General features: G+C 71.8%; 12 protein-coding genes and 1 pseudogene. 9 read left to right on the forward strand and 4 right to left on the reverse strand.

Features of this window, described 5'->3' with window-relative positions; all coding sequences use genetic code 11:
- Positions 1–273, forward strand: a pseudogene (locus ACWCP0_RS24310) (hypothetical protein); the annotation flags it as partial.
- Between the two features lie 127 nt (positions 274–400).
- Complete coding sequence (locus ACWCP0_RS24315; protein ID WP_451080904.1) at positions 401–1,144, forward strand: class III extradiol dioxygenase subunit B-like domain-containing protein; 744 nt, start codon at positions 401–403, stop codon at positions 1,142–1,144.
- Positions 1,145–1,360: 216 nt separating this feature from the next.
- Here ACWCP0_RS24315 and ACWCP0_RS24320 read toward each other — a convergent pair whose 3' ends face one another.
- Both ACWCP0_RS24320 and ACWCP0_RS24325 read right to left on the reverse strand, forming a co-directional pair.
- Positions 1,361–1,639, reverse strand: a complete 279-nt coding sequence (locus tag ACWCP0_RS24320; RefSeq protein ID WP_351229221.1) for an antitoxin — start codon at positions 1,637–1,639, stop codon at positions 1,361–1,363.
- A 22-nt stretch (positions 1,640–1,661) separates the two neighbouring features.
- Positions 1,662–1,955, reverse strand: a complete 294-nt coding sequence (locus ACWCP0_RS24325) for a hypothetical protein (RefSeq protein WP_451080905.1) — start codon at positions 1,953–1,955, stop codon at positions 1,662–1,664.
- Positions 1,956–2,138: 183 nt separating this feature from the next.
- On the opposite strand from ACWCP0_RS24325, the gene miaA reads away from it, so the two are divergent.
- The 6 genes from miaA to hflX all read left to right on the forward strand — a co-directional run bounded on the left by miaA (position 2,139) and on the right by hflX (position 10,331).
- The gene (miaA, locus tag ACWCP0_RS24330) at positions 2,139–3,077 is read left to right on the forward strand and encodes a tRNA (adenosine(37)-N6)-dimethylallyltransferase MiaA (RefSeq protein ID WP_451080906.1); all 939 of its coding nucleotides are present in this window, start codon (positions 2,139–2,141) and stop codon (positions 3,075–3,077) included.
- A gap of 107 nt (positions 3,078–3,184) precedes the next feature.
- Positions 3,185–3,661 carry a hypothetical protein gene (locus ACWCP0_RS24335; RefSeq protein ID WP_451080979.1) on the forward strand — a complete coding sequence of 159 codons (477 nt, stop codon included), beginning with the start codon at positions 3,185–3,187 and terminating at the stop codon, positions 3,659–3,661.
- Positions 3,662–3,758: 97 nt separating this feature from the next.
- The gene (dapF, locus tag ACWCP0_RS24340; protein WP_451080907.1) at positions 3,759–4,658 is read left to right on the forward strand and encodes a diaminopimelate epimerase; all 900 of its coding nucleotides are present in this window, start codon (positions 3,759–3,761) and stop codon (positions 4,656–4,658) included.
- Positions 4,659–4,898: 240 nt separating this feature from the next.
- Entirely contained in the window at positions 4,899–7,049 is a 2,151-nt protein-coding gene (locus ACWCP0_RS24345; protein WP_451080908.1) for a RelA/SpoT family protein, read from the forward strand.
- 147 nt (positions 7,050–7,196) lie between these two features.
- The gene (locus tag ACWCP0_RS24350) at positions 7,197–8,657 is read left to right on the forward strand and encodes a M1 family metallopeptidase (protein WP_451080909.1); all 1,461 of its coding nucleotides are present in this window, start codon (positions 7,197–7,199) and stop codon (positions 8,655–8,657) included.
- 180 nt (positions 8,658–8,837) lie between these two features.
- Positions 8,838–10,331 (forward strand): GTPase HflX, encoded by a 1,494-nt coding sequence (hflX, locus tag ACWCP0_RS24355; protein ID WP_451080910.1) that lies wholly within the window; start codon positions 8,838–8,840, stop codon positions 10,329–10,331.
- Positions 10,332–10,478: 147 nt separating this feature from the next.
- Here hflX and ACWCP0_RS24360 read toward each other — a convergent pair whose 3' ends face one another.
- Together ACWCP0_RS24360 and ACWCP0_RS24365 are read right to left on the reverse strand one after the other, a co-directional pair.
- The gene (locus tag ACWCP0_RS24360; RefSeq protein WP_451080911.1) at positions 10,479–11,651 is read right to left on the reverse strand and encodes a trypsin-like serine peptidase; all 1,173 of its coding nucleotides are present in this window, start codon (positions 11,649–11,651) and stop codon (positions 10,479–10,481) included.
- Positions 11,652–11,978: 327 nt separating this feature from the next.
- A complete protein-coding gene (locus tag ACWCP0_RS24365) occupies positions 11,979–13,196 on the reverse strand; it encodes a trypsin-like serine peptidase (protein ID WP_451080912.1) in 1,218 nt (405 codons plus the stop codon).
- A 300-nt stretch (positions 13,197–13,496) separates the two neighbouring features.
- On the opposite strand from ACWCP0_RS24365, the gene ACWCP0_RS24370 reads away from it, so the two are divergent.
- Positions 13,497–14,873, forward strand: coding sequence for a diaminobutyrate--2-oxoglutarate transaminase family protein (locus ACWCP0_RS24370; protein WP_451080913.1), 1,377 nt, complete (start codon positions 13,497–13,499; stop codon positions 14,871–14,873).
- The last annotated feature ends 42 nt before the right edge of the window (positions 14,874–14,915 follow it).

Here is a 14,915-nt window from a genome sequence, read left to right on the forward strand (position 1 = left end):
CGGCTGCTCGGCGGTCGGCTGACGGCGGCCGCGCCCTGGGCCTGTCCTGTGGATCCTGCCGGGCTCGCGGGCTCCGGCACGCGCTCCACCGGAGTCCCGGCGCCGCTCCCGGCCGCCGACGGGTGGCTGCTCGGCGGTCGGCTGACGGCGGCCGCGCCCTGGGCCTGTCCTGTGGATCCTGCCGGGCTCGCGGGCTCCGGCACGCGCTCCACCGGAGTCCGCCCGGGGAGGTACCCCCAGCCGCGTCGGCGTCGGCCACCGGCTCCCCCGTAGCCCCGCGGGCACGGGAGGTACCCCCACCGCGTCGATGTCCGCTGCGCCTTGCAGCTGCACGCGCCGGACCCCGCTCCCTTGTCCGGCCCGATCCACAGGACATGCCCCCAGCCACTAGGCTGCGATCATGCTCGTCGCCGCCGCCGTCTGCCCCTGTCCTCCGCTCCTCGTGCCCGACGTGGCCGCCGGCGCCGCGCCCGAACTCGACGCCGCCAGGACCGCGTGCGCGGATGCGCTGAGCGTCCTCGCCGCGTCGCGCCCCGACCGGCTGGTCGTGGTCGGCCCCGCCGAGGACGACGAGCCAGGGGCGTATCCGCAGGGTGCGCGCGGCTCCTTCAAGGGCTTCGGGGTCGATGTCGGCGTCCGCCTCGGGGCGCCGGGTGCCGCGGATCCCGGCTCTGAGGGATCCGGCTCCGGGGCGCCCGAGCGCGCGCTGCCCGCGTCGCTGGCCGTCGCCGCCTGGCTGCTCGAGCGGGTGCGGTGGGCCGACGCCCCTGTCGAGGGCCTCGGCGTCGACCAGAGGCTGGCGGCGGAGCGCTGCGCGGAGACCGGCCGTGAGCTCGCTGCCGTGGCGCCGCGCGTCGCGCTGCTGGTCATGGGTGACGGCAGTGCCTGCCGCACGCTGAAGGCGCCCGGCTATCTGGACGAGCGCGCCGCCGCCTTCGATGCCGGAGTGGCCCGTGCCCTGGGCGCGGCGGACACCACGGCGCTCAAGGCGCTGGACGCCTCGCTCGCGTACGAACTGAAGGTGGCGGGCCGCGCCCCCTGGCAGGTGCTCGCGGGTGCCGCCGAGTGCGCCGACCCGGCCGGGCAGCTGCTGTACGAGGACGCTCCGTACGGCGTCGGCTACTTCGTCGCCGCCTGGTCCTGACGGGCCACCGCGTCCAGCGCGGCGCACGGTCCGTCGCGGAGGACAGGTCCGGTCGACGTTCTGACCGTGAGCCGTGAGCCGTGGGCCGTGGGCCGTGGGCCGTGGCCAGCGGCGGCGGACGGCGGACGGCGGACGGCGGACGGCCGCGGAGCTGAACGCTCCGCGGCCGTCCGCCGTTGCTCCGCCCACGCATCGTCGCGTCGGCGCGTCACCGTCTCAGGAGGCCGGCGGCATCGTCCCCTCGTCCTTGCGCTCGGTGCCCTCGTCCCTGTGGGCGAGACGATCGAGGGCCTCTTTGGCCTTGCCGGTGCCCGACTCGATCTTGTCGCTGTACTTGCCTTTGGTCCGCTGGTCGACCTTCCGCGCGGCCTTGTCCAGACCGTGCTCAAGCTTCTCGATCTTGTCCCCGTGCTTCTCCCCGTGATGGTGCGCGAAGTCGGAGACCTTCTCCTTGGCGGGGGCGAGCTTGGTTTTCAGCGTGTCCAGGAAGCCCATGGGTCACCTTCGCTCGTGAGATCTACTTCCGGGCGCCCTCACCGGCCTCGTTGTCCGCGGCCTCCTCGGCGGACTGCTGCTTCGGGATATCCACGCTCTCCGCGGCGGGTGCCCCCGCCTCCTCGGAGGCGCACACCGAAGCGACCGCTGCCGCCTCGGGCGCCTCCGCGGACGCCGCCCCGGAATCGGACTCGGTGCCGGCCGCAGCCCCGCCCTCGGAATCGGATCCGGCCGTCGGAGTGCCGGCCGCGCCGCCCTCGGTTGACGCCTCGGCAGTTCCCTTGCCCTTCCGGCGAAACCTTGCAAAAACGCCCATATCTGCTCCATAGCGTACTCGTGTGGGTGAAACTCCGCCCTGTCCGGGGCGTCCCATTGCGCCGCCCGGAGCCGCCGGTTCGGAAACGGGGCGGGCGGAACCTCGCAACAGGCAACGAACCCGGTGGTGTGCCGTCACGTAGCTCGTTCGGGGACGGTCCGTGAGGTTTGCGAGACTGGGGAAGTGAGAAGTGCAGCTCCCGCACCGCGGGTCATCGCCGTCGTCGGTCCCACAGCGGCCGGAAAGTCCGATCTGGGCGTCCACCTGGCCCAGCAGCTCGGTGGCGAGGTGGTCAATGCCGACTCGATGCAGCTGTACCGCGGGATGGACATCGGCACCGCCAAACTGATCCCGCAGGAGCGCGGCGGCATCCCGCACCACCTCCTCGACATCTGGGACGTCACGGAGACGGCGAGCGTCGCCGAGTACCAGAAGCTGGCCCGCGCGGAGATCGACCGGCTGCTCGCCGAAGGCCGCACGCCCGTCCTCGTCGGCGGCTCCGGACTGTACGTACGCGGGGCGATCGACGCCCTCGAGTTCCCCGGCACCGACCCCGGGGTGCGGGCACGCCTGGAGGCCGAGCTCGAGGAGCGCGGCTCCGGCGCCCTGCACGCCCGCCTCGCCGCCGCCGACCCCGACGCGGCCCGCGCGATCCTCCCGAGCAACGGCCGCCGCATCGTCCGCGCCCTGGAGGTCATCGAGATCACCGGCAGGCCCTTCACCGCGAACCTCCCCGGCCATGACGCCGTGTACGACACGGTCCAGATCGGCGTCGACGTCGAGCGCCCCGAGCTCGACGAGCGCATCGCCCTGCGCGTGGACCGCATGTGGGAGGCGGGGCTCGTCGACGAGGTGCGCGCCCTGGAGGCACAGGGACTGCGCGAGGGGCGCACCGCATCACGCGCCCTCGGCTACCAGCAGGTGCTCGCGGCGCTCGCGGGGGAGTGCACCGAGGACGAGGCGCGCGCCGAGACCGTACGCGCCACCAAACGCTTCGCGCGCCGCCAGGACTCGTGGTTCCGCCGCGACCCGCGCGTCCACTGGCTGAGCGGGGCCGCCGCTGACCGGGAGGAACTCCCGGAGCATGCCCTGGCGTTGGTCGAACGACCGGTCACAGCCTGATCACGTGATGGCATCGGGACGCCCTGCTCGTCATTCAGGCGCCCGAGGCCATGCCATCATCAAGCATCGATCCACCAGTGGAGTCCGAGTTGGGAGGGCGCGTGGCGATGGAGGCCGGCCCTCGCGAAAGAGACCAGGAAGCACGGCAGGACGCGACGCGTCTGAGCCCGGACGGTCCTGAGGACGCTCTGGACGTCAGGCTGGACCTGCCCTCGGACGACGCCGATACCGGGGTCGTGGTCGGCGCGGAGGTCGAGGTCGAGCTCCGTCCGCAGCGCCGGCTGAGGATCTGGCAGCTCGCCCCCATCGTGGGGCTCGCGGCCGTCGGCTCACTCATGTTCGCGTTCCCCCTCGCCTTCGGCTCGGGCGACGGCGGCGCGGTCGTCGCCATGCTCGGACTCCTGATCAGCAGCTGCGCCGCCGGCTGGGGCATGATGGCCGCCCGCCGCGTCGGCCACACCTGGCCGGGGCTGCCCGCCCGGGGCTCGGGCGAGCGACCCGACTGGCGCGTGATCGCGCTGTACGTCGTCGTCGTGGGCGCGCTGGTCGCGCTCGCCGTCTGGCGGGTCGCCCGGCTCCGCTGAGTCCCGGACCGTGCCCGGTAGCCTGCTGCGCCGAGTGCCGGACCTCCGCGGACGCCCGGCCCCGCCGGGTGCCGGCACCGCCCCGTACGATGGGGAGGTGACCATCTCCGAGACCTCGCCGATCACCTTCCTCAAGGGCCACGGCACCGAGAACGACTTCGTGATCGTCCCGGACCCGGACAACGTGATCGAACTGTCCGCGTCCGCCGTCGCCAGGCTGTGCGACCGCCGCGCGGGCATCGGAGGGGACGGCCTGCTGCGCGTCGTGCGCTCAGCCGCGCACCCCGAGGCGCGCTCCCGGGCAGGCGACGCCGAGTGGTTCATGGACTACCGGAACGCGGACGGCTCGATCGCCGAGATGTGCGGCAACGGCGTGCGCGTGTTCGCCCGCTATCTGCAGCACGCCGGCCTGGTCGATGAGGGTGATCTCGCGGTCGCCACGCGCGGCGGCGTGAAGCGGGTGCACATCGACAAGGCGATGTCCGACAGCGGCTCCGCCGAGGGCGACATCACGGTCTCGATGGGCCGCGCCATCCTCCCCGAGGAAGGCGTCACGGTCAGCGTCGGCGGCCGCAGCTGGCCGGCCCGCAACGTGAGCATGGGCAATCCGCACGCGGTCGCCTTCGTCGAGGACCTGGACCACGCGGGCGACCTGCTCTCCGTACCGCCCTTCTCCCCGCCCGAGGTGTATCCCGAAGGGGTGAACGTCGAGTTCGTCGTCGACCGCGGCCCGCGGCATGTCGCCATGCGCGTGCACGAGCGCGGCTCCGGCGAGACCCGCTCGTGCGGCACCGGCGCCTGCGCCGTAGCCGTCGCGGCGGCGCGCAGGGACGGATCCGACCCGGCCGTCACCGGGACCCCGGTGACGTACACGGTGGATCTTCCCGGCGGTCGCCTGGTGATCACCGAACACCCCGACGGCGAGATCGAGATGACCGGCCCGGCCGTGATCGTCGCCGAGGGACGGATCGCCCCCGGCCTGATGAGCCCGGCCTGACGCGCCCCCGGCCTGACCTGCCCGTGGCCTGACCGACACGGCCCGATCGACCCGCAGGTGTGGTCCGGATGGGGCGGACAGCCAAACGGCAGTCGCATGGAGCTTCGCTCGAATGGGTGATCCGGTTCACGCTGAGCGAGAGCCGGACTCCGCCACGTGGTGGGCTCGGTAGCATCAAGCACCGGCCCGGAGGGCAAGCCTGCCCCTCCCACCGCCGGTCGACGCTGCCGGAGGTGCCCCATGAGTGCAGAGGCCACCAACCCCGATGCGCCCAGTCGCCGGCGCGGCCGTCCGAGGATCGACCTCCGTCGGCTGGGCCGGGCCGCGCTGCTCGGCCCTGCGGCACGGGACCGGCTGCCCGACGCGATCGGCCATGTCGCCGACGCGCACCGCGCCCACCACCCCGACGCCGATCTCACCATCCTGCACCGGGCGTACGTCCTCGCCGAGTCCTCGCACCGCGGCCAGTTCCGCAAGAGCGGCGAGCCGTACATCACGCACCCGCTCGCCGTGACGCTGATCCTCGCCGAACTGGGCGCGGAGACCACGACATTGACGGCGTCGCTGCTCCACGACACGGTCGAGGACACCGAGGTGACGCTCGACCAGGTGCGGGCCGAGTTCGGCGAGGAGGTCTGCTATCTCGTCGACGGCGTCACCAAACTCGAGAAGGTCGACTACGGGGCCGCGGCCGAACCCGAGACCTTCCGCAAGATGCTCGTCGCCACCGGCAACGATGTCCGCGTCATGTCGATCAAACTGGCCGACCGGCTGCACAACATGCGCACGCTGGGCGTGATGCGCCCCGAGAAACAGGCCCGCATCGCCAAGGTGACCAGGGACGTGCTCATCCCGCTCGCCGAACGGCTCGGCGTACAGGCCCTCAAGACGGAACTGGAGGATCTCGTCTTTGCGATCCTCCACCCGGAGGAGTACGAACGCACGCGTGCCCTCATCGCGGAGAACGCCGACGCGGCCGACGCACTCGGCGTCATCGCCGAGAGCGTGCGCACGGTGCTGCGGGAAGCCGGGATCCAGGCCGAAGTCCTCATCCGGCCCCGCCACTTCGTCTCCGTGCACCGTGTCAGGCTCAAGCGCGGCGAGCTGCGCGGGTCGGACTTCGGGAGGCTGCTCGTCCTGGTCGGCGAGGACGCCGACTGTTACGCGGTCCTCGGCGAACTGCACACCTGCTTCACCCCGCTGATCTCGGAGTTCAAGGACTTCATCGCCGCCCCGAAGTTCAACCTCTACCAATCGCTGCACACCGCCGTCGCCGGCCCCGACGGTGCCGTGGCCGAAGTCCTCATCCGGACGCACCAGATGCACAAGGTCGCCGAGGCAGGCGTGATCGCCCTGGGAAATCCGTACGCGGCGGCGGACGGCCCCGAGACGGCCGGCCCGGAGGCGACGGCCGGCCCCGCTACGGACGAGGCCCGGCCCGCGGAACAGGCGGAGCACGCCGACGGCGAGCGCGCCGACCCGACCCGGCCCGGCTGGCTCTCCCGACTGCTGGCATGGCAGGAATCCGCCCCCGACCCCGACACCTTCTGGACCTCGCTGCAGGCGGATCTCGCCCAGGACCGCGAGATCACCGTCTTCCGCGCCGACGGCGGCACGCTGGGCCTCACCGCCGGGGCGACCTGCGTGGACGCCGCGTACGCGCAGTACGGCGAGGAGGCGCACGCCTGCATCGGGGCCCGCGTCAACGGCAGGCTCGTCACCCTCAGCACCCAGCTCGGCGACGGCGACACCGTCCAGTTGCTGCTCACCCAGGACGCCGCATCGGGGCCGTCGCCCGAATGGCTCGACCACGCCCGTACGCCCGCCGCGCGGATCGCCATCAGCCGCTGGCTGGCCGAGCACCCGGAGGGCGCGAAGCCGCCGGCCGCCGCCCCCCGCGCGCCCATGACCGCGGCCGTCACCGCGGGCCGGCGCGCCGCTGCGAACGCGGTCACCGACCTGCCGGGCGCGACCGTACGTCTCGCGGGCTGCTGCACCCCTGTACCACCCGATGCGGTCACCGGCTTCGCGGTGCGCGGCGGCGCCGTCACCGTGCACCGCGTGGAGTGCCCCGCCGTGTCCCGGATGCGAGGGCTCGGGCGGGCGCCCGTCGGTGTGCACTGGGGCGACGCGGCCGAGTGCCGGGTCACGCTCGTCGCCGAATCGTTCGGTCGGCCGCGACTGCTTGCGGACCTCACCGAGGTCATCGCGACGGCGGGCGCGGCGATCGTCTCCGCCACGGTCGAGCCGCCGAGCGAGCAGCGCGTACGGCACACCTACACACTGCAGCTCCCGGACGCGGCCGGGCTTCCGGCCCTGATGCGGGCGATGCGGGACGTGCCCGGGGTGTACGACGTGAGCCGCGCCCAGCATCCGGCGGCCGCGACCTGATCCGCAGGTGTGGACACCGCTGCGGACGCCCGCTCGGACGCCTGCCGCGTGCCCGTCGCGGCCGGCCGGCTGCCGGAGGAGCCCGTTCGGGTGGGGCGTGGAGCGCGTCGTCGTCATATAGAACGATCGCGCTGGTAACGGTGGTGCATGCCGCTCACCTCTCGACGCCTTCGAGGCGCACTGCTCGCCGCCGCCTCGGTCACCCTGGTGGCCGCCGCCCTGCCCGCGCCCGAACCCCTACCGCTCGGCATCGGCGATCCGCTCTACCCGCACCTAGGCAATCCGGGGTACGACGTCCTCACGTACGACATCGCGTTCACCTACGGCGGCTCGAACAGCAAGCCCCTGGACGCCGTCACGAAGATCGACGCGCGGGCGACCGAGCGCCTGGAGCGGATCAACCTCGACTTCACCCGCGGCACGGTGCGGACGGTGCAGGTGAACGGCCGCAGTGCCGAGTTCGCGACCGCCGGTGAGGACCTCGTCATCGCGCCGGTCGGCGGGGCGATCGCAGCGGGTGCGCCGATGAGCATCACCATCACCCACACCAGCGACCCGAAGGGCAAGGGGGACGGCGGCTGGGTCCGCACCGCGGACGGGCTGGCGATGGCGAACCAGGCCGATGCCGCCCACCGCGTCTTCCCGTGCAACGACCACCCCGCCGACAAGGCCTACTTCACGTTCCGTATCACCGCCCCCGCCGAGCTGACGGCTGTGGCCAACGGACTGCTGACGGCGAAGGCCCGGGTCGGATCGACCACGACCTGGCTCTACCAGATCCGGCACCCGATGGCGACCGAGCTCGCCCAGGTCAGCATCGGCAAGTCGTCCGTCGTCCACCGCCAGGGCCCGCACGGACTGCCCGTGCGGGACGTCGTGCCGACGGCCGACCGTGACAGCCTCGAACCCTGGCTCAAGAAGACGCCCGGGCACATCGAGTGGATGGAGAGCAAGGTCGGGCCCTACCCCTTCGAGAACTACGGCCTGCTGGTCGCCGCCGCCGACACCGGCTTCGAGCTGGAGACTCAGACGCTCTCGCTCTTCGAGCGGTCGTTGTTCACACGCCCCGAATTCCCCGAGTGGTACGTCGACTCGATCATGGTGCACGAGCTGGCCCACCAGTGGTTCGGGAACAGCGTCACGCCGCGCGGCTGGTCGGACCTCTGGCTCAACGAGGGACATGCCACCTGGTACGAGGCCCTGTACGCGGAGGAGCACGCGAAGCGGCCCGTGGAGGAGCGGATGCGTCACGCGTACACGCAGTCGGACGCCTGGCGTGCGGCGGGCGGGCCGCCCGCCGCCCCCGCACCGTCGGAGCCGGGCCGGCAGATCGGGCTCTTCCGGCCGGTGGTGTACGACGGCAGTGCGCTGGTGCTGTACGCGCTCCGGCAGGAGATCGGCAAGAGCGCGTTCGACCTGCTGGAGCGGCACTGGGTCGCCGAGCACAGGGATGCGACGGCGACGACGGCGGACTTCACGCAGCTCGCATCAAGGGTGGCCGGCCGTGACCTGTCCGCGTTCTTCAAGGCGTGGCTGTACGGGAAGAAGACCCCGAAGATGCCCGGACACGCCGACTGGCGCAGCGCCGCACCGAAGGTGAAGCCGTAAAACCGGGGTGACGGCCGTGTGGGCACCGTGCGACCATCGACACATCGGGCGGCCCGCCGGGCGATGGCCGGCCCTCACGGGGCCGGTGCCGGAGTCCATCGGGAATCTTTCCGGCCCGTCACGCGTTGTGACCGGCGTACTGTACTTTCCGTACCGTGTTTCCATCGACGTAAGGATCCAATGACCTCCTCTTCATCCCCTTCCAAGAACGCGCAGAGCTTCGCGGACACGAACCGCACCGAGAGCCTTCGGGCCGATGCCCTGATGGAAGAGGACGTCGCCTGGAGCTACGAGATCGACGGAGAGCGGGACGGCGATCAGTTCGACCGCACCGAGCGTGCCGCGCTGCGACGTGTGGCGGGCCTCTCCACCGAGCTCGAGGACGTCACCGAGGTCGAGTACCGGCAGCTGCGCCTGGAGCGCGTGGTGCTGGTCGGCGTCTGGACCTCGGGCACCGCGCAGGACGCGGAGAACTCGCTGGCCGAGCTCGCGGCGCTCGCGGAGACGGCGGGCGCACTCGTGCTCGACGGCGTCATCCAGCGCCGTGACAAGCCGGACCCGGCCACGTACATCGGCTCGGGCAAGGCGGAGGAGCTGCGCGACATCGTGCTCGAGACCGGGGCCGACACCGTCGTCTGCGACGGCGAGCTGAGCCCCGGACAGCTGATCCACCTCGAGGACGTCGTCAAGGTCAAGGTGGTCGACCGCACCGCCCTGATCCTCGACATCTTCGCGCAGCACGCCAAGTCCCGAGAGGGCAAGGCGCAGGTGGCGCTGGCACAGATGCAGTACATGCTGCCCCGGCTGCGGGGCTGGGGTCAGTCGCTGTCCCGGCAGATGGGCGGCGGCAAGGGCGGCGGCCTCGCCACCCGAGGCCCCGGTGAGACCAAGATCGAGACGGACCGGCGCCGGATCCGCGAGAAGATGGCGAAGATGCGCCGGGAGATCGCGGAGATGAAGACGGGCCGCGAGATCAAGCGCCAGGAGCGTCGGCGGAACAAGGTCCCGTCGGTCGCGATCGCCGGTTACACCAACGCGGGCAAGTCGTCGCTGCTCAACCGCCTCACCGGCGCCGGCGTCCTGGTGGAGAACGCGCTGTTCGCCACCCTCGACCCGACCGTACGCCGGGCCGAGACCCCGAGCGGCAGGCTCTACACGCTGGTGGACACCGTCGGATTCGTCCGGCATCTGCCGCACCACCTGGTCGAGGCGTTCCGCTCCACGATGGAGGAGGTCGGCGACGCCGATCTGATCCTGCACGTGGTGGACGGCTCGCACCCGGTTCCGGAGGAGCAGCTCGCCGCCGTGCGCGAGGTGATCCGCGATGTCGGCGCGCTGGACGTGCCCGAGATCGTGGTGATCAACAAGGCGGACGCGGCCGACCCGCTGGTGCTGCAGCGTCTGCTGCGGATCGAGCGGCGCGCGATCGCCGTGTCGGCCCGAACGGGCCGGGGTATCGACGAACTGCTCGCGGTGATCGACGCCGAACTGCCGCGGCCCGAGGTCGAGATCGAGGTCCTCGTGCCGTACACGCAGGGTGCACTCGTGTCGCGGGTGCACGCCGAGGGCGAGGTGCTCTCCGAGGAGCACACCTCCGAGGGCACGCTGCTCAAGGCGCGCGTCCACGAGGAGCTGGCCGCGGCACTCGGTCCGTACGTACCGGCGACCCGCTGACCTGCGCGCCGCCGCAGGACACACGCCGGCCGGCGTCGTAGGACACGACACGGGCCGACCGGCGGCGCAGGACGCAACGAAGGCCCGCCCCTCCGCACGAGGGGGGCGGGCCTTCGGCCGTTCACATGCGCCGACGAGCGTCCGGGGTCACTGGCCCGCGAACTTGTCGCTCATCGTCGTGTAGATCTGCTCGGCGCCCTCGCCGAGGCGCGGTCCGGCCAGCCAGCCGGCCGTCACCGGGCCGATCGACGTGTTGGACACGAGCGCCAGCTTGCCGTTCCGCTGCTCGGCGAACCAGCCGCCACCGGAGGAACCGCCGGTCATGGTGCAGCCGATGCGCCACATCGTCGGCGTACCGGGGCTGATGGACAGCCGCCCGGGGCGGTCGACGCACTTGTGCATGAGCAGGCCGTCGAACGGGGGCGCGGCCGGGTAGCCCCAGGCGCCCATCGCGTCGATGTCCTTCGCCTCGGGGGCGTCGAAATCGACGTCGAGAGCGACGCCCACGGTCTCCTCGAGGGACTTGCTGCCCTTCTCCGGCTTCACGTGCATCACGGCGTAGTCGTACGGAGCGCCCTCGCCGCCCGTCGGGCCACCCTGGGTGATCCACTCGGCGGAGGTCGCGACCCAGTCGGCCCAGTGGACACCGTACGGTGCGATCTCCTGCGCCTTCGCCTTCTCCAGCTCGGCCGACGACTTGCCGAGGTCGTTGTAGGCCGGGACGAAGGCGATGTTGCGGTACCAGCCGCCCGCCTGGCCCGCGTGCACGCAGTGCCCGGCGGTCCAGACGAGGTTGGACCTTCCCGGGGCCTTCGGGTCCTTGATCACGGTGGCCGAGCAGACCATCGTGCCCTCGGGAGCGTCGAAGAACACCTTGCCGACCGGCGCCGCGTTCTCGTGGTACGGCTTCGCCTCCGGCACGGCCTTCACGGGTGCCGGCTCCGGGTCCGTGACGCCCTGGTCGCCCGAGATGTCACCGGCCGCCATGGTCTTCTGAGGGGACTTGGCCTCCTTCATCCGCTCGGGCTTCCACAGCCCCTCGATCACCGGGTTGACGAAGTCCTTGGCCTCACGCAGCCATGTGTCCTTGTCCCAGTTCTTCCACTCGCCGTCCTTCCACTTGTCCAGGTCGACGCCGTGCTCCTTGAGCTTGTCGGCCAGGTCGGCGGGGAGGGCGGCGTCACCGCTGCCGTTCCCCGCCGTCGCGGATGCGGCCGGCTTGTCGGCCGCGCCGTTCTCAGTCGGGCCGCAGGCCGTGGCCGACAGCGAGAGGACCGCGGCGAGGCCGGTGACGGCAAGCAGCGGACGTATGGATCGCATGGAAACGAGTCCCCCTGATGAGAATTGCCATGAACGTGTCACGTGACAGTCACGCGAAAGGGCGGTCGTCAGCGGACCGCCCGTGGTGCGCCTCCACTCTATGCCCGTGCTGTACATGCCCAGTTGACAGGGCGTCCTCCTGCACGGAGTCTCCACGCGCCGGCCGCGAAGGGCGTGGATCCGGGCCGCCGAGCGGATGTCGCGCGGGCCACGGGGCGGCGGGCCGGACGTCGCGCGGCCCCGCCGCGGGCGAAGGGGCCTCCGGACTCGCTCCGGAGGCCCCCAAAAAAGGCTTCGCGCCGCGCGCGACCGGCTACCGGCTCCCCGCTACCGGCCCGCGAACTTCTCGCTGACCGCGTCGTAGATGCCCTTGGCCTCGGGGCCGAGCCGCGGCCCCGCCAGCCAGCCGGCCGTCACCGGACCGATGGACGTGTTCGACACCAGGGCGGGCTTCCCGTCCCGGCCTGCCGCGACCCAGCCGCCGCCCGACGAACCGCCGGTCATCGTGCAGCCGATGCGGTACATCGTCGGCTGGTCCGCCTTGAGGGACAGCCGGCCCGGCTGGTCCTCGCACTGGAACATCCGCTCACCGTCGAACGGCGGCGCGGCCGGATACCCCGTCGCCGTCATGCTGCTGATCTTCGGCGCGGCGGGGGCGCTGAACTCCACCGGAAGCGCCGAACCGACCGTCTCCTCCAGCGACTTGCCGGTGCTGCCCTTCTCCGGCGTCACATGGATCACGGCGAAGTCGTACGGCGCGCCCTGTCCGCCGGTCGCGGCACCCTGGGAGATCCACTGCTCGGAGGTCTGTGCCCAGTCGCCCCACCAGACGCCGAACGGAGCGATCTCCTCCTTCGTCGGCTTCCCCTGCTCCGCGGCCGACTTGGCGTCGTTGTTGTACGAGGGAACGAAGGCGATGTTGCGGAACCAGCCGCCCTCCTTGCCCGCGTGCACGCAGTGGCCGGCGGTCCACACCAGGTTGGACTTGCCGGGGTTCGCCGGGTCCTTCACCACCGTCGCCGAGCAGACCATCGAGCCCTGCGGTCCGTCGAAGAAGACCTTCCCCGCCTCGGGCACGTTGTCGTGGTACTGCGCTTTAACGGCCTGCGCCTCGACCGGCTGCGGCGTCGGGTCGGTGACACCCTCGTCGCCGGAGATGTCCTCCTCCTCGACCGGCTGGTCGGGCTGCTGGGCGTCCCGCATCCGGTCCGGGTCCCAGAGGTCCTCGATGATCGGGTTCACGAAGTCCTTGGCTTCACGCAGCCAGGTCTCCTTGTCCCAGTTCTTCCACTCGCCGTTCTTCCACTTGTCCAGGTCGATCCCGTGCTCCTTGAGCCGGTCCTTGAGATCGTCCGGGATCGTGATCTTGTCGTCGGCGGTCGGGGCGCTCGCGCTGGGCGTGCCCCCCGCGTTGTCCTCGCTCGGGCCACAGGCCGTGGCCGTCAGCGTGAGCGCCGCGGCGACAGCGGCAGCAGCGAGCGCCGGAGTTCTGCGACCGGCGCTCCTCCCACGGCGTGCTGCGAAGGTCGGGCGATTGAGTCGCATGTCCTGATCCCCCTGGGACTTCATGAATTCCGAACCTGCTGAAACGAGTTGCGTCGCACCCCCGGTGAGCCTGTCCGGCACCGGAAGTACAGCCCTCCACTATGCCGGTGCCGATGGGGACGGCGTGCGGCAGGGGCGTGGTTCCCCGGCCGCAACGATCTTTCCGAGAGCCGTGATCCCTTGGTGCCGCCGTCGTTGGTACGTACGGGCGACACAAGGTCAGCGTTCAGCCCCGCGGTGCGACGGAGAAGCACCGTACCGACGTGGAACGCAACTGTGACAGCTGGAGGACACAGACCCGTGGCCGTGACCGAACCTGCCCCGGTGGCGCAGCCCGCCGCGCACGAAGGGATCCTCCGGCGCCAGTCGCTCCGCGAGTCGGCGGCCCGTACGTATGCGCGCTCGCTACCGATCGTTCCCGTACGGGCCAGAGGGCTGACGATCGAGGGGGCGGACGGCCGCCGCTACCTCGACTGCCTCTCGGGCGCGGGCACCCTGGCCCTCGGTCACAACCATCCTGTCGTCCTGGAGGCGATCAGGAAGGTCCTCGACTCGGGTGCGCCCCTGCATGTGCTCGACCTCGCGACCCCGGTCAAGGACGCCTTCACCACAGAGCTGTTCGCCACCCTGCCGCGCGCACTCGCCGACAACGCCCGCATCCAGTTCTGCGGACCGGCCGGCACCGACGCGGTCGAAGCGGCCTTCAAACTCGTTCGCACCGCCACCGGCCGCACGGGACTGCTCGCCTTCACCGGCGCCTACCACGGCATGACGGCCGGGGCCCTCGACGCCTCGGGCGGCGCGACCGAAGTCCATGTGACCCGGCTGCCCTTCCCGCAGAACTACCGCTGCCCGTTCGGGATCGGCGGCGAGCGCGGCGCCGAACTCGCCGCCCGCTGGACCGAGAACCTCCTCGACGACCCCAAGGGAGGCGTCCCCGCCCCGGCCGGAATGATCCTCGAACCGGTGCAGGGCGAAGGCGGCGTCATCCCGGCGCCCGACGCCTGGATGCGACGGATGCGCAACATCACCGCGTCCCGCTCCATCCCGCTGATCGCCGACGAGGTGCAGACCGGCGTGGGACGCACCGGCACCTTCTGGGCCGTCGAGCACAGCGGGATCGTCCCCGATGTGATGGTCATGTCCAAGGCCATCGGCGGCTCCCTCCCCCTGGCCGTCATCGTCTACCGCTCGGACCTCGACGCTTGGCAACCAGGAGCCCACGCCGGGACGTTCCGGGGAAACCAGCTCGCCATGGCCGCTGGCGCCGCCACCCTCGCCTACGTGCGCGAGAACCGTCTCGCCGACCGGGCCGCCACCCTCGGCGCCCGTATGCTCGGCCGGCTCCAGGGCCTCGCCGCGACCCACCGCTGCATCGGCGACGTACGCGGCCGGGGCCTCATGATCGGGGTCGAACTCGTCGACCCGGACCTCGACGCCCCGCATGCCGATGCCCCGCCGCCCGACACCGCCCTCGCCGCCGCGGTCCAGCAGGAGTGCCTGCGCCGCGGGCTCATCGTCGAACTCGGCGGCCGCCACTCGGGCGTGGTCCGCCTGCTGCCTCCTCTCACCCTCACCGACGAACAGGCCATGGCGGTCCTCGACCGTTTCGCCGATGCCCTGGCAGCGGCCGAACGCTCCCCCCACCGCCGGAACCCCACCGGACCGGCTCACTGATCCCGTCTCCAGATCCCGGACGACATCGCAAGGAAGTCCCCC

The organism is Streptomyces sp. NPDC001970 (assembly GCF_053594115.1).